18 protein-coding genes are annotated in these 20,700 nt (G+C 57.8%); 1 reads left to right on the top strand and 17 read right to left on the bottom strand.

Annotated elements, in window-relative coordinates; genetic code table 11:
* From D1224_RS14335 to D1224_RS14255, 17 genes are all read right to left on the bottom strand, one after another.
* Window positions 1-2,801, bottom strand: a 2,801-nt coding sequence (locus tag D1224_RS14335) for an efflux RND transporter permease subunit (protein WP_147372406.1), incomplete at its 3' end; no start/stop codon positions are given.
* A 9-nt stretch (window positions 2,802-2,810) separates the two neighbouring features.
* Window positions 2,811-4,655, bottom strand: a complete 1,845-nt coding sequence (locus tag D1224_RS14330) for an efflux RND transporter periplasmic adaptor subunit (RefSeq protein WP_233350491.1) — start codon at window positions 4,653-4,655, stop codon at window positions 2,811-2,813.
* Window positions 4,652-5,866, bottom strand: a complete 1,215-nt coding sequence (locus D1224_RS14325) for a TolC family protein (RefSeq protein WP_119379868.1) — start codon at window positions 5,864-5,866, stop codon at window positions 4,652-4,654. Before D1224_RS14325 ends, D1224_RS14330 begins: the two co-directional genes overlap by 4 nt.
* A gap of 72 nt (window positions 5,867-5,938) precedes the next feature.
* Window positions 5,939-6,358, bottom strand: coding sequence for a hypothetical protein (locus D1224_RS14320; RefSeq protein WP_119379869.1), 420 nt, complete (start codon window positions 6,356-6,358; stop codon window positions 5,939-5,941).
* 59 nt (window positions 6,359-6,417) lie between these two features.
* On the bottom strand, window positions 6,418-6,693 hold the full coding sequence (locus tag D1224_RS14315) for a metal-sensitive transcriptional regulator (RefSeq protein WP_119380634.1): 276 nt from the start codon (window positions 6,691-6,693) through the stop codon (window positions 6,418-6,420).
* A gap of 103 nt (window positions 6,694-6,796) precedes the next feature.
* A complete protein-coding gene (locus tag D1224_RS14310) occupies window positions 6,797-8,155 on the bottom strand; it encodes an MBL fold metallo-hydrolase (protein WP_119380633.1) in 1,359 nt (452 codons plus the stop codon).
* Window positions 8,156-8,209: 54 nt separating this feature from the next.
* On the bottom strand, window positions 8,210-8,764 hold the full coding sequence (locus D1224_RS14305; RefSeq protein ID WP_018149422.1) for a DUF305 domain-containing protein: 555 nt from the start codon (window positions 8,762-8,764) through the stop codon (window positions 8,210-8,212).
* Between the two features lie 77 nt (window positions 8,765-8,841).
* Window positions 8,842-9,291, bottom strand: coding sequence for an ion channel (locus tag D1224_RS14300; RefSeq protein ID WP_119380632.1), 450 nt, complete (start codon window positions 9,289-9,291; stop codon window positions 8,842-8,844).
* Entirely contained in the window at window positions 9,288-10,631 is a 1,344-nt protein-coding gene (locus D1224_RS14295; protein ID WP_119380631.1) for an APC family permease, read from the bottom strand. The genes D1224_RS14300 and D1224_RS14295 overlap by 4 nt, the downstream gene beginning before the upstream one ends.
* Window positions 10,628-11,128, bottom strand: coding sequence for a DUF411 domain-containing protein (locus tag D1224_RS14290; RefSeq protein ID WP_119380630.1), 501 nt, complete (start codon window positions 11,126-11,128; stop codon window positions 10,628-10,630). The genes D1224_RS14295 and D1224_RS14290 overlap by 4 nt, the downstream gene beginning before the upstream one ends.
* Window positions 11,129-11,145: 17 nt before the next feature.
* Entirely contained in the window at window positions 11,146-13,371 is a 2,226-nt protein-coding gene (locus tag D1224_RS14285) for a copper-transporting P-type ATPase (protein ID WP_119380629.1), read from the bottom strand.
* A 47-nt stretch (window positions 13,372-13,418) separates the two neighbouring features.
* Complete coding sequence (locus D1224_RS14280) at window positions 13,419-13,679, bottom strand: hypothetical protein (RefSeq protein ID WP_119380628.1); 261 nt, start codon at window positions 13,677-13,679, stop codon at window positions 13,419-13,421.
* Between the two features lie 116 nt (window positions 13,680-13,795).
* On the bottom strand, window positions 13,796-14,863 hold the full coding sequence (locus tag D1224_RS14275; protein WP_233350564.1) for an acyltransferase family protein: 1,068 nt from the start codon (window positions 14,861-14,863) through the stop codon (window positions 13,796-13,798).
* 3 nt (window positions 14,864-14,866) lie between these two features.
* The gene (locus D1224_RS14270; RefSeq protein ID WP_018149429.1) at window positions 14,867-15,964 is read right to left on the bottom strand and encodes a nuclear transport factor 2 family protein; all 1,098 of its coding nucleotides are present in this window, start codon (window positions 15,962-15,964) and stop codon (window positions 14,867-14,869) included.
* Window positions 15,965-15,973: 9 nt separating this feature from the next.
* Window positions 15,974-16,777: a copper resistance protein B gene (locus D1224_RS14265; RefSeq protein ID WP_018149430.1), complete on the bottom strand. Its 804-nt coding sequence runs from the start codon at window positions 16,775-16,777 to the stop codon at window positions 15,974-15,976.
* Window positions 16,774-18,627, bottom strand: a complete 1,854-nt coding sequence (locus tag D1224_RS14260; RefSeq protein WP_119380626.1) for a copper resistance system multicopper oxidase — start codon at window positions 18,625-18,627, stop codon at window positions 16,774-16,776. Before D1224_RS14260 ends, D1224_RS14265 begins: the two co-directional genes overlap by 4 nt.
* Window positions 18,628-18,685: 58 nt before the next feature.
* Complete coding sequence (locus D1224_RS14255) at window positions 18,686-19,072, bottom strand: hypothetical protein (protein ID WP_026180821.1); 387 nt, start codon at window positions 19,070-19,072, stop codon at window positions 18,686-18,688.
* A gap of 361 nt (window positions 19,073-19,433) precedes the next feature.
* Between D1224_RS14255 and D1224_RS14245 the strand changes: the two genes are divergently transcribed.
* Window positions 19,434-20,342: an ImmA/IrrE family metallo-endopeptidase gene (locus tag D1224_RS14245; protein WP_119380624.1), complete on the top strand. Its 909-nt coding sequence runs from the start codon at window positions 19,434-19,436 to the stop codon at window positions 20,340-20,342.
* Window positions 20,343-20,700 lie beyond the last annotated feature (358 nt).

Here is a 20,700-nt window from a genome sequence, read left to right as displayed (position 1 = left end):
GACAGGTTGTAGCCAGCCAGCCAGACGGCCCACATCCCGCCGATCAGGCCGAAAGGCAGGCTCGCCATGATGATGAGGGTCCGGTCGAGCCTTCCGAAATGGAGCATCAGGAGCAGGAAAATCAGGGCAATCGCCGCTGGAATGGCAATTTTCAGCCGCGCATTCGCTTCCTGCATCTGTTCATACTGGCCGGAGAACTCCACCGCATATCCAGCGGGCAGGTTGACGGCGTTGGCAATCATCTGTCTGGCGTCTGCAACATAGCTGCCCATGTCCCGGTCCGCGATATCGACGAAAACCCAGCCAGTCAGCCGGGCATTTTCCGACCGGATCATTGGCGGGCCTTCCGTATAGGAAATGTCCGCCAGTTCGCTGAGAGGGATATGGGCGCCGGACGGGGCGGGGACGAGTATCTCTTCCAGGTCTGTGGCACTCTCACGAAATGGCCGATCATAGCGCAGGATCATGTCATAGCGTTCCCGGCCCTCGACAGACTGGGTGAGTGTCATGCCGCCCAAGGCGGTTTGGATCACGGACTGGAAGGTGGCCATGTCGATATTGCGCCGGGCGAGTTCGCCTCGGTCCGGCGTGATCTCGAGATATTTGCCGCCCATGACCCTGTCGGCGAAGGCCGAGCGCGTTCCGGGTACGTCCGAAACGGCCGCTTCTATCTCCCGGGCAATGGCTTCGATCTCGGTCAGATCGTCTCCGGTGACCTTGATACCAATGGGCGTGCGCACACCTGTTGAAACCATGTCCATACGGATCTTGATCGGGTAGCCCCATGAGTTCACAAGGCCGGGCATTTGCAGCTTGGCATCGAGCTCATCGGTGATGTCCTCGACCGTCACACCTGGCCGCCAATCGTCCTTCGGTTTCAGCTCGATCCATGTCTCGATCATGGTGAGTGGCGCCGGATCGGTTGCGGTATCGGCGCGCCCGGCCTTGCCGAAGACACGGTCGACTTCTGGAACAGTCTTGATGACGCGGTTTGTCTGGCCAAGAATCTCCCGCATCTTGGTCGATGACACGCCGGGCAGGGTGGTCGGCATATAGAGGAGCTCGCCTTCATAAAGGGCCGGCATGAATTCCGAGCCGATCCTCTGGACGGGCACGATGACGCTAGCCGTCAGCGCGAGTGCAAGGGCGACTGTGATCCACTTGAACCTCAGGGCTAGATGGAGCAGCGGTTTGTAGGCCCAGACGAAGAAGGCGTTCAGTGGATTGGCTTCCTCGCGGCGAAAGCGCCCCCGCATGAGATGCAGCATCAGGACAGGCACGAGCGTGACCGACAGGATGGCGGCGAAGGCCATCGCATACGTCTTGGTATAGGCAAGCGGACTGAAGAGCCTGAAGCTCTGACCGGTCAGGGCAAAGACCGGCAGGAAGGAGACCGTGATGATCAGGAGTGAAAAGAATATGCCGGGGCCGACTTCCTGGGCGGACTCGACCAGCGCCTGACGGCGGACTCTCGGATCGGGTTTCGGTCCCAAGTCCGCCAGTTTCCGGCTGGCATTCTCGACGAGCACGATCGAGGCGTCGACCATCGCTCCAATCGCGATTGCGATACCGCCAAGCGACATGATGTTCGCGGTGACGCCCTGCCAGGACATGATCAGGAAGGCCCCGAGCACACCAAGAGGCAGGGTAATAATGGCGACTAGGGACGAGCGAACATGCAGGAGGAAGATCAGGATGACGAGCGTGACCGCGATGCCTTCCTCGATAAGCTTGTCCTTCAGATAATCGACCGAGCCTTCGATGAGCGGGGCGCGATCATAGACGGTGACTATCTCGACCCCTTCCGGCAGGCCGCTCTGGAGGCTGTGGAGTTTCTCCTTCACGCGGTCGATCACGGAGAGGGCATTCTCGCCATCACGCATGACGACGATGCCCGCTACCGTTTCACCTTCGCCATTGAGCTCCACGATACCGCGCCTGAGAGCCGGGCCTTCGACAATTCGCGCCACGTCGCTCAGCTGGACAGGTGTGCCATCCTCCGCCTTGACCACGACCTGTTCGAGATCGATTTTCTCATCGACATAGCCGGACGAGCGGATCACATATTCGGTTTCACCCTGTTCGAGCACACGGCCGCCGACCTCGATCGAGGCCGCACGGACCGCATCCTGTATACGTGTAATCGACAGGTCGTAACTTCGCAGGCGGTTGGGATCGAGGAGAACCTGGTATTCCCGGACAAAGCCGCCGACGGACGCGACTTCCGCGACGCCTTCCACACCTGCGAGTTCGAGCTTCAGGAACCAGTCCTGAAGCGAACGGAGCTCCGCGAGATCGACGTTGCCGCTTTTGTCGACCAGGGCATACTGGTAGACCCAGCCGACGCCTGTCGCGTCGGGGCCAAGCTGCGGCACGGCGCCATCCGGCAGCTCCGACCCCAGTCTTGAGAGGGCTTCCAGGACGCGTGAGCGTGCCCAGTACATATCAACATCATCGTCGAAGATGACATAGACGAAACTGGTGCCGAACATGGAAGAGCCGCGCACATCCTTCGTCCTTGGCAGGCCGAGAAGATTTGTCGACAGGGGATAAGTAACCAGATCCTCGACGATCTGCGGGCTCTGGCCGGGAAAATCGGTGCGTATGATGACCTGTGTGTCGGTCAGGTCCGGCACTGCATCAAGGGGCGTGCGCTGGATGGCCATCCACCCCGTGATGGCGAGGGCCGCAGCGAGCATCAGGACAATGAGCTGGTTGGACACCGACCAAGAGATCAGCTTCGCGACCCATGATTTTGATGGATCACGACCGGCGAGGTCGTTTGAATCTTGTTCTGACATGCCTACCTCCTAGCGCTCGCTGGCCTGGTTGACGCCAGGGGCGCCGCGATCGACATTCATCGGCATGCCGGCCATCGGGTCTGGCCAGCCGATCTGTTCTTCTCCATCATCGCTATAAGGGTTGGCGGGGGTGCCAGCCTCCTGAAGCCAGTGCCGGTCAGTTGCCCTGTCCCTGTAGAGGGCCAGACCCGCATCTCTGTAGTGCTGTGGCGCGCCGTCGAGCAACCAGGGTTTCAGGGCTTCTACGAGTTTGGCGAGCTGAGTGGTGAGGTCTTCATTGCCGGCGGCATCCCGCGCTGCGGCCAGCGCGGTTTGCGAGGCATCGATGACCGGCGCCAGCTTGGTATTCGCGTAACGGTCTCTCAGTACAGGCGCCAGGGCGAGGGCCGGTCCAACGAACAGCGGATCAATGTCATACCCATCCGTCAGGGCCTCGTGGAAATAGAGCGCCATGTCGGTGAAGTGATCGATCTCAGCCAGGGTTTCGTCGTCCATCGGAATATCGGAGAGCGGTGTTTCCGGACTGGCCGGTCTCGCTTCTGGAGCCTCCAGCTTGGAGAGGCCTTCTTTCAGGTTGGCTTCGCTATCCAGCAGGAACTGCCCGCTGGCGACGACCATGTCGCCACTTTCCAGTCCCGACAGGATTTCGGTCCGGCCATTGGCTGAGATTCCCGTTCGCACGGCGCGTCCGGAAAAGCGGCCATTGCCTTCGGCGATGACGACACTGGCACCCTCACCACCAAGCAGAATGGCTTCACTCGGAACCGAAAGCCGCGGATGGCCACCGACATTCAGGCTTATGTCTGCATAGGCGCCCGGGCGAAGATAGCCCGATGCATTATCCACTTCGATCCTGACATCGGCGGTGCGGGTATTTGGATCAATTGTTGGATAGATATAATCGATGCGGCCTTCGCCAGGCGCATCGGGCGCGCTTGGAAAATCGAGCTCGGCCGGCATGCCTGTCTCCACCAGAGGCAAATCGCTCTCCGGCACAGAGGCAATGACCCACACATCGGCATAGGATTGAAGCCGTAATATGGGCGTACCGGGTTTTACATAGTCGCCATTGCGGATTTGGAGCTCGGCAACCGTGCCGCCAGCTTCCGCATAGACCGGGACGCGCTCAATGACTTGGCGGGTTTCGGTGAGCAGGTCGATGGCCGCGTTCTGCATACCAAGTGAGCGCAGGCGCTGCCGGACCGACGCGATACGCGCCTCGTTTCCAATTTTGAAAGAGTTCAGATAATCCCTTTGCGCGGCGATCAGGTCCGGACTGTAGATCCGGTAGAGAAGGCTACCAGAGCGGACCGTGTCGCCTTCGGCATTGACCGCCAGATCCTCGATCCAGCCTTCCAGCCGCGATACGGTAACATTCTCCAGCCGCTCATTCGTCTCGACCGTACCGAAGGCTCTCAGTCTCCGGCCAAAATCACTTGTCTCGACCTGTGCTGTCCTGATCCCCATGGTCTGGATCATTTCCGGCGAGACCGCCACGCCCGAGCCGGTGTCATCGGCATAGACCGGGATATAATCCATGCCCATGGAATCCTTTTTCGGAACGGGGGACGTGTCCGGCTTGCCCATGGGATGCTTGTAGTAAAGGATTTCTCCTTTTGAGCCTGACGGCTCCTGCGGATGTTGGGCGGGCACCAAATCCATGCCGCAGATCGGGCAGGTGCCGTCCGGATCGGTCGAGATATAGTGCGGATGCATGGGGCAGGTGTATCGCTGCGTCTCGCTCGAAGCGCTTGGCAATTCAGCCTGGCCGCCCGATGTTCGGGCAGGCGCGCCGCATGTGGCAAACAAGAGGGCGGCAGATGCCGTGCCAATTATCAGGAATGTCTTTTTCATTGTGTTACCAGGAGGGCATTCAGGCGTGCGATCGAAGCAGCCTTGCGGGCCGTTTCAGCTTCGATTTCCGCCCGGAGTTTGAGAATGGCGATCTCGCCGTCGATGATCGGCGCATAGCCGCCAACACCGGACTCATAAGTAATCAACTGGGCCTCGACTTCGTCTTCGACGGCAGCAATTTTGACCTGCAGGACATTGATACTGTCATCGGCCGAGCGGATAATGGCGTCCCGGGATGCGTACTGAGCCGCCGCATTCCGTGCGGCAGCCTGGTAGCGTTGCTCGGCGCCGGCCCGCTCAGCCTTAGCGGCGCGCAAGTTTGGTGCCTGCTTCCTTTCGGCCCAGAGCGGAACCGTAAAAGTCACCATACCGGAGACCCAGTCATCCCCCGCGAACATCGCGCCTTCATCGCGCTGTTGATAAGTGAGCTGGGCGCCCCATTCAGGTTTCCACGCTGAGCGGGCTTCATCGACACCGTAATTGGTAACGCGGACCGCCGCATCGGCAACACGCACGTTATGGAACTCAAGCGCGGCACCGGACCAGTCTTTTTCATTCAGGGGAGGGGCGCTGGTCGAGGGAACCAGACCGACGAGCTCGACCAGGAGCGCATCGGTCTCGGCTTCTTGCTGATCGAGATCAACAAGCGTCCGGGACACTTCCGCCCGCTCGCTTTCAATCTCCGCGAGGCGGTAAACGGCCGGGCGGCCCGCATCGATTTCTGCTTCTACAATGTCGACAAGCTCGTCATATTTTGCATCTCGCGCTTCGGCGAGAGTTTTCTGTCTGGTTATTCTTCTCTTGTCAGCCAGAAGGGCGATCAGTTCGGCGCGCAATGCCGCGTAACGAGCATTGCGAATCGCCTCGGTCTGGACCGACATCGCCCGGGCTTCACCGGCGCGCGCTTGCCGGCCTGCGAGGTTTGGAATTTGTTGCCGGATGCCGACGGCTTTATTGGTCGGCAGGTAAGTGTCGAAGGAGGGATCGAAGATCGGAAAGTTGTTGATCCCAAGGGATACGACGGGATCCGGTAACGCTGTTGCAGCGATAGCACGCTCCCGATTGGCCTCGGCATCATAACCGAGAGCGGAAAGACTTGGATGCGACTTGAGACGGGCTTCAAGCTCATCAAAGCTCTGAGCGCTGGCAACCGTCGCCAGTGGAATAGCAGCAAACGCTGCGACCAGCAGGATTCTGGCAATGTGGGGCATGATAAAACGGGAATTCCTGAATTGTGTGAAACGATGACGTCAGGCTGCTGTGGAAGCCGAAGGTCACCGCTCTCAATTCAGGAAGCGCTGTTTCAGAGAAATGGGTGTCTGGTGTGGCAGGACTGCATTTGGCGGCGGTCCTGTCGAGAGGGTCGACCGTTCAGGCGGAAACGCAACGGGCGCTTCAGCGAGTATGATCGGCAGGACAGGAGAAGGATCGGCAGACAGTGTAATTGGGTTGGCGTCCGACTGCGCCTGGATCAGCATGGGCGCGCAATCTGTGCCCGCCAGGCAATCTGAATCCGACGACGACTGCGGAGATTTATCTGCGTCCGCCTCGATTTCCATCGCCATATCGTGGCAAGGATGACTTGTGCTGATTTCGACCTTGGTGGCCGCCTCGTCGCCCAACATGAACGGACATGCCATGACAGGCTGCGCAGTAAGAATTGCTGCGGCCAAAAGGGTCAGGAGTCGTATCAGAATGGGCATCGGTTTGGTGGTTAGGTCAATAATCCAGAAATTTCAGTACAATACATTGAGAGATTCTATCACTTTTTGCGCCCGCCGAGCACTGCCACAAGCTCCTCGACCTTTTCTCGTCGCTCGTCGACATTGTTTCCAGTCAGAGCATGGTCCACGCAGGTCGCAATGTGATCGTCGAGAATAGTAGCTTCCAGCCCCGCCAGCGCGGCCTTCACTGCCTGCACCTGACGGATTACGTCGATACAATAGCGGTCGTCGGACACCATCTTCGTGATGCCGCGCACCTGTCCCTCGATGCGGGCAAGCCTCCGGGTCGCGGCCTCTTTGGTTTCAGTCTTCATGGCAAATACCCCATACGGGGTATATATATGGGGACCTCGTGAAGCAATTGCCAGTCTCTTTATGCGTCAGCAACAGAAAATTCAGCCCAAGATAGAGTTATGGTCATCTCTCAATGGCATTTCCAGCTGCGGTCCACGCCTTCATCGAGCCGATATAGACATCGACCTCGGAGAACCCGTTCCGCAGAAGCTGGGAGGCGGCAATCGTGGCGCGTGCACCGCTCCCGCACATGACCGTGACCGGTTGGTCGGGGTCGAGTTCACTGGCCGCATCAGGCAGCTTGCCGACATAGGCGTGCTTGCTGTCCTTGATGTGGCCGCTCTCATATTCATCGATGGCGCGGACATCGAGCAAGGTCCAGCCTTCGGGCGGTTTGTCCACCCGCGCGGCGACCGTTTCAGTATCGATGAAATCAAGCACGTCGAGCGGGCCGTTCTTGACGGCGAGGGGCATGGCGCCGCTGACAAATCCGCTCACATTGTCGAAGCCGATCCGCTGAAGCGTGATGGCCGCGTCGACGGCCTGGTCCTCATCCCGAGCCAGTAGCAGCACCGGTTTGTCGTTTGGCAGTAACCAGCCCGCGAAGGCGGTAAGCATGTCGTGCGGGATGCAGAGCGAGCCTGTGCGGTGGCCGCCGGCAAAGTCAAAAATGCCGCGAACATCGAGGCAGATCGCATCGCCTGGATCGAGCAACATCGCCGGGGAGGAAGGCAGAGGCGCAGGCGGTGCGGCTTCGGCGCCTTCTATGTTGCCTTCTTCCATGCGCCGGAAGTAGGGCGGAATGTAGTGGTTTTCCGCGACTTTAGCATCGATAAAAGCCTCCCGGCCCCCGATTTGCAGGCGCGGATTGTTGAGCTTTTCATGGCCGATGGAGGAGAACTCCCGGTCGGCCATGCCCGAGCCACAGACCGAACCTGCGCCATGCGCGGGATAGACGAGGCACTGGTCGCCGAGCCCCATCAGTTTCTTCAGGCTGTCATAGAGCAGGCCGGCAACTTCGCGTTTGCGGTCGGGATAGAAGTCCGTGCGGCCCACATCGCCAATGAACAAGGCATCACCCGTGAACACACCGACCGGACCTTCCTCGAAGCTCTTGTCAAAAAGCACGTAGGAGAGACTGTCGTCTGTGTGCCCGGGCGTTTCGAGCACCTTGAGCAGGGCCTCACCAATCTCGAACGTGTCGCCTTCGCGCGTCTCGGCGGCGTACTGGATTGGCTTTTCAGGGTTCGGCCCGTGCCATACCTTTGCGCCGGTCTCTTTCTTCAGCAAAGCGGCGCCTGAAAGCAGGTCCTCGTTCCGGTGGGTTTCGAAGACGTGCTTGATGACAGAGCCTTCCTCACGGGCGAGGTCCAGATATATGTCGATGTCACGCCGCGGATCGATGACCGCAGCTTCGCCATCGGCACTCAGGAAATAGGAAAGGTGGGCAAGGCCCTCTGTCTTGATCTTCTGCAGTCTCATTCTGTTTCGCTCCTTTTCGGGATCGAATGGGTCTGACTGGACGTGGAAAGCACGTCAGTCCTCGGCGATGGATGCACCGGCAGCGTCTTCTGGATTGAGCGTGCCTTCAAAAGGGGGCACGGGACGGCTTTCCGCCTCGCTCTCGGTCGACGCCGGACCATTCTCCGCGATGTCCGAAATCAGCCACTCCATTTCCTTTATCTCGCGGCGCTGGGCCGTGATGATCTCGTCGGCAAGCTCACGTACACGGACATCGTCGATGCCGGCGCGTTCACTGGTCATGATGGCAATGGAGTGGTGGGGGATCATCGCTTTCATGTACGACCGGTCCTCGACCGTGCTTTGGCTGCGCACCAGCCACAACGCCAGGACGAACACGACGGCAGCGCCAACGAATATACTGATATTGATGCGGCTGTCCTTGTACATGTTGAGCATGAAGCTCAGCATCACGACGGCCATCGCCGCACCCATAATGAACGCCATGTAAAAGCGCGTCTCACTCCAGCGAACATGCTCCCACGCATAAGTGTTGAGATACATCAGCCCAAACATTACGATCATCGATGTGATGATCATTGCGCCGAACCGCCAATAACTATTCTTCATATCCACTTTCAACATCCTCCTTATACAGTGGTGGGGTATTTCCACGACTAACGGAGAAGGGTGTAAACAGTTCCGTGCTAACCAGATTTTTGAATTCCGCCTGAAGTTGGGCCATCCATTTGGTTTCGCATAAGAAGGAAAATGAAGGATGCCGAGCAGGAAATCAGCAGGAAACCATTGAGTGATTCCAGTCCGGCCAGGAACCGCGAATGTCCGGTTGGATAGATATCGCCCAGCCCAAGCGATGTGTAGTTGACGAGGGAGAAATAGAATATGTCCATGAACCCGTCCGCTTCGCCGCCCTTGAAACCACCTAAATCAAAGACATCCAGTAGCTTGAAGCTGGTTGCATAGAGCGTTGCCTCAGCCAGGTGCGCCAAGTCTGCACCTACAATCCCAGAGAGTACGATCGGGAGTCCTGAGCGCGCTTCATGGTTCAGGCGTAGGTTCAGGTGCGCCAGTGCGAAATAATGTAACGTACTCGCCAGAGCAAAAGTGAGCAGTCCAATCAAGCTTGCAATGATCATAAATGGGCTTTGTGTTGGTCGTTTCCGGCCCCCTCTCCGGGAGGATTATCGCGGAGCTGTTTCAGGAAGAAATGCTCGAATGAAAACACTGCAGCTATGCCGAAAGCCGCGATCAGGATGATGACTGGATCGGCTTGCCACTTCAGGACGAGGAAGGCGATCAGGACGACGGCATCGAGCGCCATTGCACAGATAAGGATTGCAGGTGCGGCGCCGACTTCCTTTCTCAAATGCCGGAAGACGCCCCAATGGATGATGATATCCATGACCAGATAGAAGATTGCGCCAAGCGAAGCGATGCGACTGAGATCGAAGAAAGCCGCGAGCAATCCGGCAGCCACAACCGTATAGACGAGCGTATGACGCTGTACCGTTCCGGGCATGCCGAAATGTCTATGCGGAATCAGGTTCATGTCGGTCAGCATGGCGAGCATGCGGGAGACGGCAAACAAGCTGGCAAGCAGGCCTGAAGCTGTCGCGATGATCGCAATCGTTACTGTGAACCATAATCCATAGTTTCCAAGTGCAGGCCGAGCCGCCTCGGCAAGGGCATAGTCCTTCGCCGCAACAATCTCCGAGACAGTGAGGGTTGATCCGACAGAGAAACAGACAAGGAGATAGATGAACGTGCAGAGCGCAAGCGAGATCATGATGGCCCGCCCGACGTTGCGGTTCGGTTCCTTCACCTCGTCGCCACTGTTCGTGATGGTGGTGAATCCCTTATAGGCTAGTATGGCGAGTGCGACTCCGGCTAGAAATCCGCTTGCAGACGTGTTGTCGGCAAAGCCATCTGCTGCGGGCTGGAAGCTGAATCCCGCAGCCCAAAGCGCAACAAGCGCGAAAATCAGTATGCCACCAACCTTGAGAATGGCCGTGACCTTGGACACGCCGCCGATCACCTGATTGCCGGCAACATTGATCACGAAAGCCATGATGATCAATCCGATTGCCAGCAAGGGGACAAGTGGGCCGCCTTCGACGCCGAACAGCTGCAGCGTGTACGTACCGAACGTGCGGGCGACCAGGCTTTCATTGATGATCATCGAGAACGCCATCAGCAGGGCGGCGCTTCCGGTCACGGTAGACGGCCCGTAAGCGCGTTGGAGTATCATCGCGATCCCGCCGGCGCTCGGATACTTGTTGGAGACTTTGATATAGGAATAGGCGCTGAATCCGCTGATGATGGCGGCCGTGAGGAAGGCGAGCGGAAACAGGTCGCCTGCAAATCCAGCGACCTGGCCGGTCAGGGCAAAGATGCCGGCACCAATCATCACACCCGTCCCCATGGCGACGGTGCCAGCGAGCGTCAGTGATCCTTGCTTGTACTCATCCTTACTCATGGTCTGGCCGGTTCAGAGACCAATCGCGTTCCCCGATAGGAGGCTTCCGTCCTGGCATCCTCTCCAGAGAAGATGATGACATCAAACGGATCTGGCGCGTTCGGTGTTTCCATGCCGGGAGAGCCTTGCGGCATGCCGGGGATCGAGAGGCCGTCAACGTCAGGCTTTTCTTCGAGCAAGCGTCTTATTTCCCGAGCAGGGACGTGACCTTCAACTACATATCCGGCGACTTCTGCGGTATGGCAACTCATCAGCTCAGCCCGAACACCGAGCTGTGACCGAATGGGTGTCAGGTCCTCTTCCTCTTTCACGATGACGTCGAAACCCTCGTCATGCAGGTGGTCCACCCAAGCGGCGCAGCAACCGCACCACGGCGTCTTGTGAACGGTGACCGTTTGCGCGTTCGCTGCAGGCGACGCGGTCAAGAGCATCACGCCCACTATCAGGGCTGCAATGATCAGCCCGCCAAGCGCGCTCATACCAACCAGTCTGGACATGTCTGTGCTCCGAAAAGTTAGAGCTTAAGGGATCTCAGCCGCAAGGCGTTGCCGATGACAGAGACCGAGCTGAAACTCATGGCGGCCGCCGCGATCATCGGGCTCAGTAGCAGGCCAAAGAAGGGATACAGAATGCCGGCGGCAACCGGCAGACCGAGCGTATTATAGATGAAGGCGAAGAAAAGGTTCTGGCGGATGTTACGCATCGTTGCGTGGCTGAGCTCCCGGGCCTTTGCGACCCCGATAAGATCGCCTTTCACAAGGGTTACACCTGCACTCTCCATGGCTACATCGGTTCCGGTTCCCATCGCGATTCCGACATCTGCCTGTGCGAGAGCAGGCGCATCATTGATGCCGTCACCGCACATGGCCACGCGGGCACCGTTTTTCTGGAGTTCGGAGACGATCCGATGCTTGTCTTCAGGCGAGACGTCGGCGTGAACCTCGTCGATGCCGACCTTGTCGGCAACCGCGCGGGCTGTCGTCTCATTGTCACCTGTCAACATCACGATCTTCAGCCCTTCGGCATGGAGGCGTTTAATGGCCTCCGGTGTTGTCTCCTTGATCGGGTCGGCTACGGAGACAAGGCCTGCCGGCTTTCCGTCGACGGCGACGAACATAACCGTCTGTCCTTCGGCGCGGTACTGGTCAGCGCTTGCCCCGAGGTCGTCCGACCAGCCCCCGATCCGCTGCATCATCTTTCTGTTGCCGATGACAACGGTTTGGCCTTCGACGCTTGCCTGTGCACCTTCGCCAGTGACGGATTCAAACCCGTGCGCGTCCTTGTTGGGTGCGCCCTTGGCCTTTGCGCCACGCACGATCGCGTCGGCAAGTGGATGCTCGCTCAAACGTTCCACGGCAGCTACGAGACTAAGCAACGAGCCTTCGTCGAAGCCTTCGCTTGGCTCGACGCGCACCAGTTCGGGGCGTCCGAGCGTCAACGTCCCGGTCTTGTCGACCACGATCGTATCGACCTTCTCAAGCGTTTCTAACGCTTCAGCATTCTTGATCAGAATGCCGTTGGACGCGCCCTTGCCGGTGCCGACCATGATCGACATTGGGGTTGCCAGACCTAGCGCACAGGGACATGCGATGATCAGGACGGCAACGGCATTCACGATTGCAAAAGCCATCGCCGGATCGGGCCCAAACACGGCCCACACGACAAAGGTCAGGATCGCTATTCCAATAACAGCAGGAACGAACCATGCGGCGACGAGATCAGCAAGCCGCTGAATTGGGGCGCGGGATCGCTGTGCGGCGGCGACCATTCGCACAATCTGGGACAAGAGCGTGTCCTCGCCGACATGCGTCGCCTCCATGACCAGCGAACCGGTTCCGTTGACCGTCCCTCCCGTTACACGGGCGCCAGCAGTTTTTTCAACGGGCAAAGGTTCGCCGGTGACCATGGATTCGTCAACCGACCCATGGCCGTCGACGACCTCGCCATCGACCGGGATTTTTTCGCCTGGCCGGACCCGCAGCTTGTCGCCGGACTTTACATCCGCGAGATTGACATCCTGTTCGCTGCCATCGTCAGCAATCCTGCGCGCAGTGGCGGGAGCAAGCTCCAGCAGCGCACGAATGGCTCCTGAGGTGGCGCTGCGGGCGCGCAGTTCGAGCACCTGGCCAAGTAGAACCAGCGTCACGATCACGGCGGCCGCTTCGTAGTAGACCGCGACATTGCCACCATGGCCCCTAAACGTGTCCGGGAAGATGTCGGGGGCGATCGTGGCGACAAGTGAATAAACGTAAGCGACGCCGACGCCCATAGCGATCAGGGTGAACATGTTGAGGTTGCGTCGTTTCACGGATTGCCAGCCGCGCACGAAGAAGGGCCAGCCGGCCCAAACGACGACAGGTGTCGCGATCAAGGCCTGCAGCCAGACACTCCATGTCGGATCAAGCCGTTGTCCGAGCGGGCTGCCGGGAATCATTTCGCCCATGACAAAGGCGAGCAGTGGCGCCGAGAAGACAAAGGCGACCCAGAAGCGCCGCGTCATGTCATCGAGTTCGCTGGTATCCTGTTCGGCCGTCACCGTTTCAGGTTCGAGTGCCATGCCGCAGATCGGACAGCCTGTATTAGCAATTTCGCGTACCTGCGGATGCATCGGACAGGTCCACACGGTGCCCGCATAGCCGTCGGGAAGCTTATCATAGGCATCATCAGGCTTCTCTGGAGTGGCCTGATCGTCGTGATGGCACGCATGTCCGGAATGGACGTGAGAGGTGTCGTGGGTCATGGCTCTTAGTCTTTCAGCAGGAGTGCTTCACAGGACGAGGGTCTGCATTACTTTTGTGCGCTGCTGTTTCGGTTGAAGAAGTTAAACAAGGGAACGAACAGAATGGCGACGTACCAGCCATAGAGATAGCTCTCGACAAGGCCGATCAGGATACCGGTCAGCGTCCCAAACTCGAATCCGGGCAGTAGATCCTGCCATGCCGGATGCATGTGAAGGCTAGGCGGCGTCACGAGCCCCCAAACGATGCAGATCAGAAATGTAATGACGAGAAATAGGGACACGGCATGTCCCACAGATGTAATTTTCATGAGGTCGCCTTCCTGCGGGTTCGTGGCAAAGCATTGCATCGGCGGTATGCCGACAACAGACACATAATACCCCTATAGGGTATAAACAAGATTTTGTTGTCCCGTGCTTCACGGCTTTACCTTTCGCCGAGCCTTCCAGTAGTTCGTCTCCTCTTTTTCAACTGCAGCGCCGGTTTCTCGATCACGTGCCATGACGCCGCCGCCGCAAGGATCACTGGCGGCGCGGACACGGCGAGCAGGGCAACAGGATGCATGTCGGGATTAAGGAGCAAAACGCTCTGTAGGACTGGATAATGCCAGATATATATCCCGTAGGAATAGTCCGGCATGGTCGCGATTGTGCGGGAGGCGCTTCGTACCAGGCCGAAGTGCATCAATCCGGCGGCGAGCGTGATATTTGCAAGTGTTTCACCGATCGGGGTGCGGCCAAGAAGCAGAAAACTGCCTATTGCAACGCATATTGAAAGCCATCCCGCACGTCGCAAAACCGGAAAGTGCCATAGCGTCATGCCCAACAAAAAAGCGGTGGTGAACCGAAAGAGTGCGACAACGCCGTCGGGCGCATCATTCAGGATCGACGCATGTTGCAGTACCAAATAAAAAAGTTGCGAAATCAGAAGCGACGTCAGCACCCGCCACCGATTTTTCAGAAATCCGCTGAAAAACCCAATCCCCGCCAAGACATAGGCAAGCATTTCGTAACGGATTGTCCAAAGAGCCCCATTAAAGACCGGGTCTGATGACATTCCAAATACGCCGCCCGGCGCGCTCAGGGGGTCTCCCATCAATAGGACACGGAGAACGTAAGTCCAAGGTTCCGAATCAACTAGGTAGCGAATTCCGCCCGGGTTGCTAAACGCAGGTCCGAAAAAGAAAAGAAGGGCCAACATGAGCACGATGAGCGCCGGATAAATCCTTAGAAGCCTGGACCGTGCGTAGCCCTTCACATCCTTGCGCATTTCCAGACTCTTCGCGATCAGTAGCCCGGACAAAATGAAAAACCCGTTCACTGCGAGATAACTGAGCGTCCAGTCATGAATGCGCGTTGGTTCATACCCGGTGGGGATCAGCCATGCATGACCGACAACCACGCCGAGAGCCAGTCCCCAACGCAATAACGTGAAATGGTTCGCCCCAAAGAGCGGGTCCGCCCACAAACCCGACTGGTTTGCAACGTTTGACATTGATCAGGGCCGCGGCGCACGGGAGGACGAGTGCGTGTGAATAACCTGCCAGGTGCCGGCGACCTTGCGGAACAGCACCGTTTGTTTCCCGATACGCTCCAGGCGTTCGCCATTTGAGCTGAACGTGCCACTGATCGCTGTGTCCGCGACAGCCCATGCAAAGTCACTTCCCTCGAATTGCACATCTATATTCGAGAAGTCGAGTTCGAGATCCGGAATGGTATCTTTTTCGGGCTCGACATGATTTTCGACAAGGTCGAGCAGGCCAGTATTCTCGCCGCCTGATTCAAAGTACCGGGCGCCTGACCAGTCGAGAAAGTTCTGCCGGAACAGTTCGCCATCGCCGGTCTCCCAACCGGTTTCGATCGCGGCCATGATATCCAGGATCGCCTGTTCATCAGTCGAGACCGGTTTGGTGTCATGATGGCCGTCGGAGTTGTCGTGTCCGGCGGGGACCGTGCCTGACATTTCTCGATCAGCTGCACCGTCGGAATGGTCGTGATCATGTCCATCGCCGCTCGCCGATGATCCGTCCATCGTGTCGGATGGAGACTCTCCGTGAGCGTCTTGATGATCGTCTGTTGAATCCACCGTGCCTTGGTCGCCATGACCGGCCCCGCCGCCATGATCATGATCGTGGCCTGGCCCGCTGGCTTCAGGGAGGCTCTGCACGCCAAGTCCGTACTTGTAGACAATTGTGCCTCCCCACCACGCTGTAATCGTCAAAAGACCTGCCACCGCCAGGGCGCTGATCGTAAATACAGGGCCGGGCGACGCGGCCTTTCTCAGCCAGCGCCAACCAGCGAGGGTCAGTAAGGCGAGGCCCGTGAGAACAGCCCAGTTGCGATGGGTTGTCATCGCTTCATGGGACGGCGCATCGTGAGCAACGCTGTAATAGGCCTGGAAACCGGCCGCGATGGTGGCCAGAACCGCCAAGGCAGCCAATGCCAGCATCCAGTCAGCGGCCGGTCGAAGACTGTCGCGCCAGCGGCCTACAGGTACCAGGAGACCAGCCGCATATGCCAAGGCTGCAGATGTGCCGAGGGCATAGGTAAAATGCACCAGCACGGGGTGAATATTGGGTTCTATGAAACCGCCCATCTTGTTCTCCTAATACCAGGTCCGCAGGCCCACGAGAAAGACGATATCGTCGCCTTTACCGCCTGCGGCCTCGATCATGTCGCGTGTCTCGCCGAAGGCGCTTTGCCATTCGACGCCGACATAGGGCGCAAACTCCCGTCTAATTTCATAACGAAGCCGCAAGCCGGCATCGAGTGTGCTGAGCCCCGCGCCCGTTTCTCTTTCCGGTATGTCCTGCGCGGAGAGATTTGCTTCGATCCGAGGCTGCAAGATCAGCCGCTGGGTCAGGAGCAACTCATATTCAGCCTCAATGCGGGCCGTTACATCGCCTTTTTCACTGAGAAAGGCGGAAGCGTCGACTTCGAACCAGTAGGGCGCCAGACCATTCAGTGCGACGACCCCATGCGCGAGACTATCCGGTTCGATGTCGTAGCGAACGCCCGCCTGAACATTCCAGAAAGGCGCAACCGCGCGGGAATAGAGTGCCTGGATCTCAGCATCATCCACGCCCTCTCCATTCAGAGAGGCGCGGCCTTCGCTCTTGAACCAGAGCTTGTTGATATCGCCCCCATACCAAGCCTGTCCGTTCCAGTACAAACTGTCGCCCTCGTCAGACATCTGGGCCTCGAGCTGGTTGAAGAGGATGTAGAAGCTCTTCTGGTCTCCGCCTTCCGCAAGAACGTCCCGGCGAGCGTCCGCCATTACATCCTCGCCGTAGATGGCGTCGGCCTGATCCCAGGGCGGGGTTGGATTAGTGTCTTCCGCGAACGCGCTGCCGGTCGCGTAGAGCGCGAAGCCGAGGAGTAGAGGGGCTGCCAAATTCGGTTTCATCATGATTTTCCCTCCCCATGGTTCATGCCGTGATGGTCCATGGGCATATCCATCTGACCTGCCGGCATTTTTTCGGCTGGTGGCATATCTTCTGTCGATGGAATGACGCTGACGACCTGCATCATGCCAGCATGCATATGGTAAAGCAGATGGCAGTGGAACGCCCAGTCACCGACATGTTCTGCGGTGATGTCGACGCTGACCCTGTCTGCAGGCTTGACCGTCACTGTGTGCTTGCGGGGCATGTGATGACCACCGCCATTCACGAGATCGAAGAACATGCCGTGCAAATGGATCGGGTGTGGCATCATCGTATCGTTTACGAGCGTCAGGCGAACACGCTCACCCTCGTAGAACTTGATGGACTCGGTCACCTCGGAGAATTTTACACCGTCGAACGACCACATATAGCGTTCCATGTTCGACGTCAGGTGAATGACAATTTCGCGGCCAGGCGGGCGATGGTCCTCATTCATGTCGAGCGCGCGAAGCTGGTTATAGGTGAGCGTGCGGTGGGGGACATCATCAAGCCCGAGTCCGGGTTCGCCCAGTCGGCTCATCGTCACGCCTGATACCTTTGCGACACCGGGGCCGCGCTCTATATCTGCTTCGATCTTGACGGGCTGGACGGCCGCACCGTTGGGGTCAGGCTGCATGAACATGGTGCCCATGTCGTGACCTTTCATGGCGTGATCCGACATGTCCATGTCCATGCTGGTGCCGGGACTGTGATCCATGCCCTCCATGCCTGACATGCCCGCCATGTCTCCATGGGCCATTCCCATGTCCCGCATGGTCAGCATCGGCACGGCTCGAAGCGCAGGCGCATCGGCCCGCATACCGGCACGCGGTCCGAGCGTGGCGACGGCCTGGCCGGAGCGGTCGATCGATTCGGCAACAAAGGCGTAGGCGCGCGCTTCGGTTGGCGCGATGATGACATCATACGTCTCGGCCACGCCCATCTGGAATTCGTCGGTCTCAACCGGCTGGACATTCAGGCCGTCGGCCTGGACCACGGTCATCGGCAAGCCCGGGAGGCGGACATTGAAGAGGGTCATGGCGGAGGCGTTGATAATGCGCAGGCGAACCCGCTCGCCCGGCTGGAAGACCATATTGAAATTATCGGCCGTCGAATGGCCATTGATCAGGTAGGTGTAGGTTTCGCCGGTCACGTCTGCGAGATCGCGCGGGCTCATTCGCATCTGCCCCCACATGCCGCCAAGTCCGGTTGGGTTCCACAGGGTAGGCCGGTTGAAGTTCAGGCTCTCGGCATTCTTCTTCAGCTTGTCGAAGATCCGGTGCGGATGTGTGAAGCTCCAGTCGCTTAGGACGAGCACATACTCCCTGTCATAAGCGACTGGGTCTGTACCTGCCGGATCTATGACGATCGGACCGTAATGGCCGAGTTGTTCCTGTAGACCAGAATGGGAGTGATACCAGTAAGTGCCATTTTGCGGCACCTTGAATTGATATTTGAACGTTTCGCCTGGTTCGATGCCCGGGAAGCTGACGCCCGGCACGCCGTCCATATGGAAGGGGACAAGCAGTCCGTGCCAATGGATCGAGGTGTCTTCGGCAAGCCGGTTGGTGACGTTCATTGTGACGTCATCGCCCTCGCGCAACCGCAAGAGCGGACCGGGAAGTGTGCCATTGATTCCGGTTGCCATACCGGCTTTGCCGTTGAGCCTGACCGGGAACTGCCCAATTTCGAGGTCGAAGCGCGTGCCCGAAAGTGAGGGCACACCAAGGTTCCCGTTGCTGGAAGATTTTGCCCAAGCTGGCAGGAGGGTGCTTGCCCCCCAGGCTGCGCCGGTGCCGAGCACCGTCTGCAGCATATGTCGTCTGTTCAACATAATCGTCTCCGTGAGGTGAATTTATGCAATCGAGCTGCTAATGCAGCGACGCACGAACTCAGCTCAGGGAGCGCACCTTTAATGTGATTGGCGTTTGTCGGAACAGGTGATTTCGGACCTCAAGCCAGGGCGTGTGGACATTGACGACGATATTCCAAGCGTGTTGCCATGATGGTTTTACAAGCCCGATCGGCTTCGTATCACCTGACACGTGCTGGACCGAGTTCGCCGTCTTGTCGGCTTGTGCGACCGTCGCTGTCTGAAGCTTGCAGTGATCAGTCTCATCATCGCAAGGTGCCTCAGGCTCATCGGCTGGTGCCTGGTGAGAATGAGTGGTGAACTCGGTTGGCATGCTGTTCGTAGCCGACGTATCGACAGGACACGCACAGAGCACCTGCGACAGGCTGAAAAATACAGTCACGAGAGCTGCGACAACAATGTTCATGATTAATAGATATACCCCTTGGGGGTTTAAACTCAAGAAGGGATTTGAGAATTCTGGAAGTTGGCGTTAACTGGAGAGCTCCCGACGTGTTGTCATCTTAATGCAAACTCGTCTCCGTTTTCCGGCCCCGCGGCTAACTTTAATCACGCGGTCGTGGAACAGATCTTCGACGTTGCGGAGCGGAAGTGGAAACCGGAGGCACATCATCACTGCCAAGCGGATTATCTCAGGCTTTGTTTTGAAATAGCGGAATGGGTTCTTGGGCACATTCGAAAAGGTAGGCGGCTGCATAGCGCCTTTCAGCGCAGGTTCTTCTGAAAATACCAATCTTTGTGATGATCCAAGTCTGGGATGACGACGAATGAATGATGTGCGCTCACCGAGCCGTTGGGCAAACGACATATCCGTAGTTCTGAGACAAGTGCTGGCGGATGATCGTTTTCCTATCGCGGTCATTGATGTAGCGAGCGAGATTTCTAGGCAACTTTATCCCGATGATGCGATCACTCTAATCAAGTCACGGCGTATAGACGGTTTTGAGGGAATGCTCGCGCCTGCTCCCCGAGATCGTGGCAAAACAGGTTGGGGTATTTTCTACAACGATGATATCGAGGTGCCGAGCCGCATCAATTTCACGCTGGCACATGAGTTCGGGCACTATCTGGTCCACCGGTTGAAATTCCCTGATGGCATTCGATGCGACCAGCGTGCCATGACGCAGTGGAATAGTAAGTACGCCGAGATTGAATCAGAAGCCAATCAGTTCGCGGCAAGCCTACTCATGCCATTGGACGACTTCCGAAAGAAGCTTCCACAAAATGTAGCGCCCACTTTCAGCGATATCGGCGCATGTGCTTCTCGATACGATGTTTCACTGACGGCGGCCATCCTGCGCTGGCTGGAATATACATCGAAGCGCGCTGTTCTAGTGGCGTCGACAGATGGTTTCATTCTGTGGGCGAAACCCAGCAAACCGGCACTCAAGTCTGGTCTTTTTATCAGAACGCGTAACGTCTCTCCTGTGCCGCTTCCAGAACGATCACCGGCGTTCAATCGAAAGCTAATTTCCGGCCAAAACTCACCAATTAGACATGATGCTGGAGTTTGGTTCCCGCATGAAAGCTGTGAAGAAACTGTCTTGTTCGCCGACCGCTTCGATTTCGCGCTGTCGTTGTTGCACTTTGACGACGCTGAGCCTCAATTCGACTATGAGGCCGAAGATGAAGAAGAAGCCTTGGCGTCTACCGACTTATTCATGCGCCGACGCTAATCTCTGGCCTGAATGGAATTGTCTCCGCTAACATGGTCGAGGGTCTTGGGAACGCCGAAGGCTTCCAAGTCGATGGCTGCAGGGAGAGCGGAAGTCTCTACGTCGACGGTTGTCGAGGGCCGTTACCTGTCTGGCGAGTGGTTGACCGGCGACACGGTCTGTTGGTGCGAATAAAGGCCCTGCCGGTCGAGGCCTGGAATTGGAGAGGAATTGAAGCAGTCGCGGTCACACGGGATCTCGCGGGATTGAAAGGCTGAAGGCTCAAGGTCTGGAATTTGCACCAAGCGCCGGGAGGTGCGCAGTGAGGTGAAAGGCAGATACAAAGTCGCCGACCTCTTTCATATTCACCGCCCCACCT

Origin of the sequence: Henriciella barbarensis (genome assembly GCF_003576345.1) — a bacterium.
Taxonomy (GTDB): Bacteria; Pseudomonadota; Alphaproteobacteria; order Caulobacterales; family Hyphomonadaceae; genus Henriciella; species Henriciella barbarensis.
Note: the sequence above shows the minus strand (reverse complement) of the source record. Positions and strands in the feature narration are given on the sequence as shown.

Coding starts and splice junctions, on each gene's coding strand:
- D1224_RS14330 (WP_233350491.1), bottom strand. CDS start 4,655: ATGAAAAAGACATTCCTGATAATTGGCACGGCATCTGCCGCCCTCTTG.
- D1224_RS14325 (WP_119379868.1), bottom strand. CDS start 5,866: ATGCCCCACATTGCCAGAATCCTGCTGGTCGCAGCGTTTGCTGCTATT.
- D1224_RS14320 (WP_119379869.1), bottom strand. CDS start 6,358: ATGCCCATTCTGATACGACTCCTGACCCTTTTGGCCGCAGCAATTCTT.
- D1224_RS14315 (WP_119380634.1), bottom strand. CDS start 6,693: ATGAAGACTGAAACCAAAGAGGCCGCGACCCGGAGGCTTGCCCGCATC.
- D1224_RS14310 (WP_119380633.1), bottom strand. CDS start 8,155: ATGAGACTGCAGAAGATCAAGACAGAGGGCCTTGCCCACCTTTCCTAT.
- D1224_RS14305 (WP_018149422.1), bottom strand. CDS start 8,764: ATGAAGAATAGTTATTGGCGGTTCGGCGCAATGATCATCACATCGATG.
- D1224_RS14300 (WP_119380632.1), bottom strand. CDS start 9,291: ATGATCATTGCAAGCTTGATTGGACTGCTCACTTTTGCTCTGGCGAGT.
- D1224_RS14295 (WP_119380631.1), bottom strand. CDS start 10,631: ATGAGTAAGGATGAGTACAAGCAAGGATCACTGACGCTCGCTGGCACC.
- D1224_RS14290 (WP_119380630.1), bottom strand. CDS start 11,128: ATGTCCAGACTGGTTGGTATGAGCGCGCTTGGCGGGCTGATCATTGCA.
- D1224_RS14285 (WP_119380629.1), bottom strand. CDS start 13,371: ATGACCCACGACACCTCTCACGTCCATTCCGGACATGCGTGCCATCAC.
- D1224_RS14280 (WP_119380628.1), bottom strand. CDS start 13,679: ATGAAAATTACATCTGTGGGACATGCCGTGTCCCTATTTCTCGTCATT.
- D1224_RS14275 (WP_233350564.1), bottom strand. CDS start 14,863: ATGTCAAACGTTGCAAACCAGTCGGGTTTGTGGGCGGACCCGCTCTTT.
- D1224_RS14270 (WP_018149429.1), bottom strand. CDS start 15,964: ATGGGCGGTTTCATAGAACCCAATATTCACCCCGTGCTGGTGCATTTT.
- D1224_RS14265 (WP_018149430.1), bottom strand. CDS start 16,777: ATGATGAAACCGAATTTGGCAGCCCCTCTACTCCTCGGCTTCGCGCTC.
- D1224_RS14260 (WP_119380626.1), bottom strand. CDS start 18,627: ATGTTGAACAGACGACATATGCTGCAGACGGTGCTCGGCACCGGCGCA.
- D1224_RS14255 (WP_026180821.1), bottom strand. CDS start 19,072: ATGAACATTGTTGTCGCAGCTCTCGTGACTGTATTTTTCAGCCTGTCG.
- D1224_RS14245 (WP_119380624.1), top strand. CDS start 19,434: ATGAATGATGTGCGCTCACCGAGCCGTTGGGCAAACGACATATCCGTA.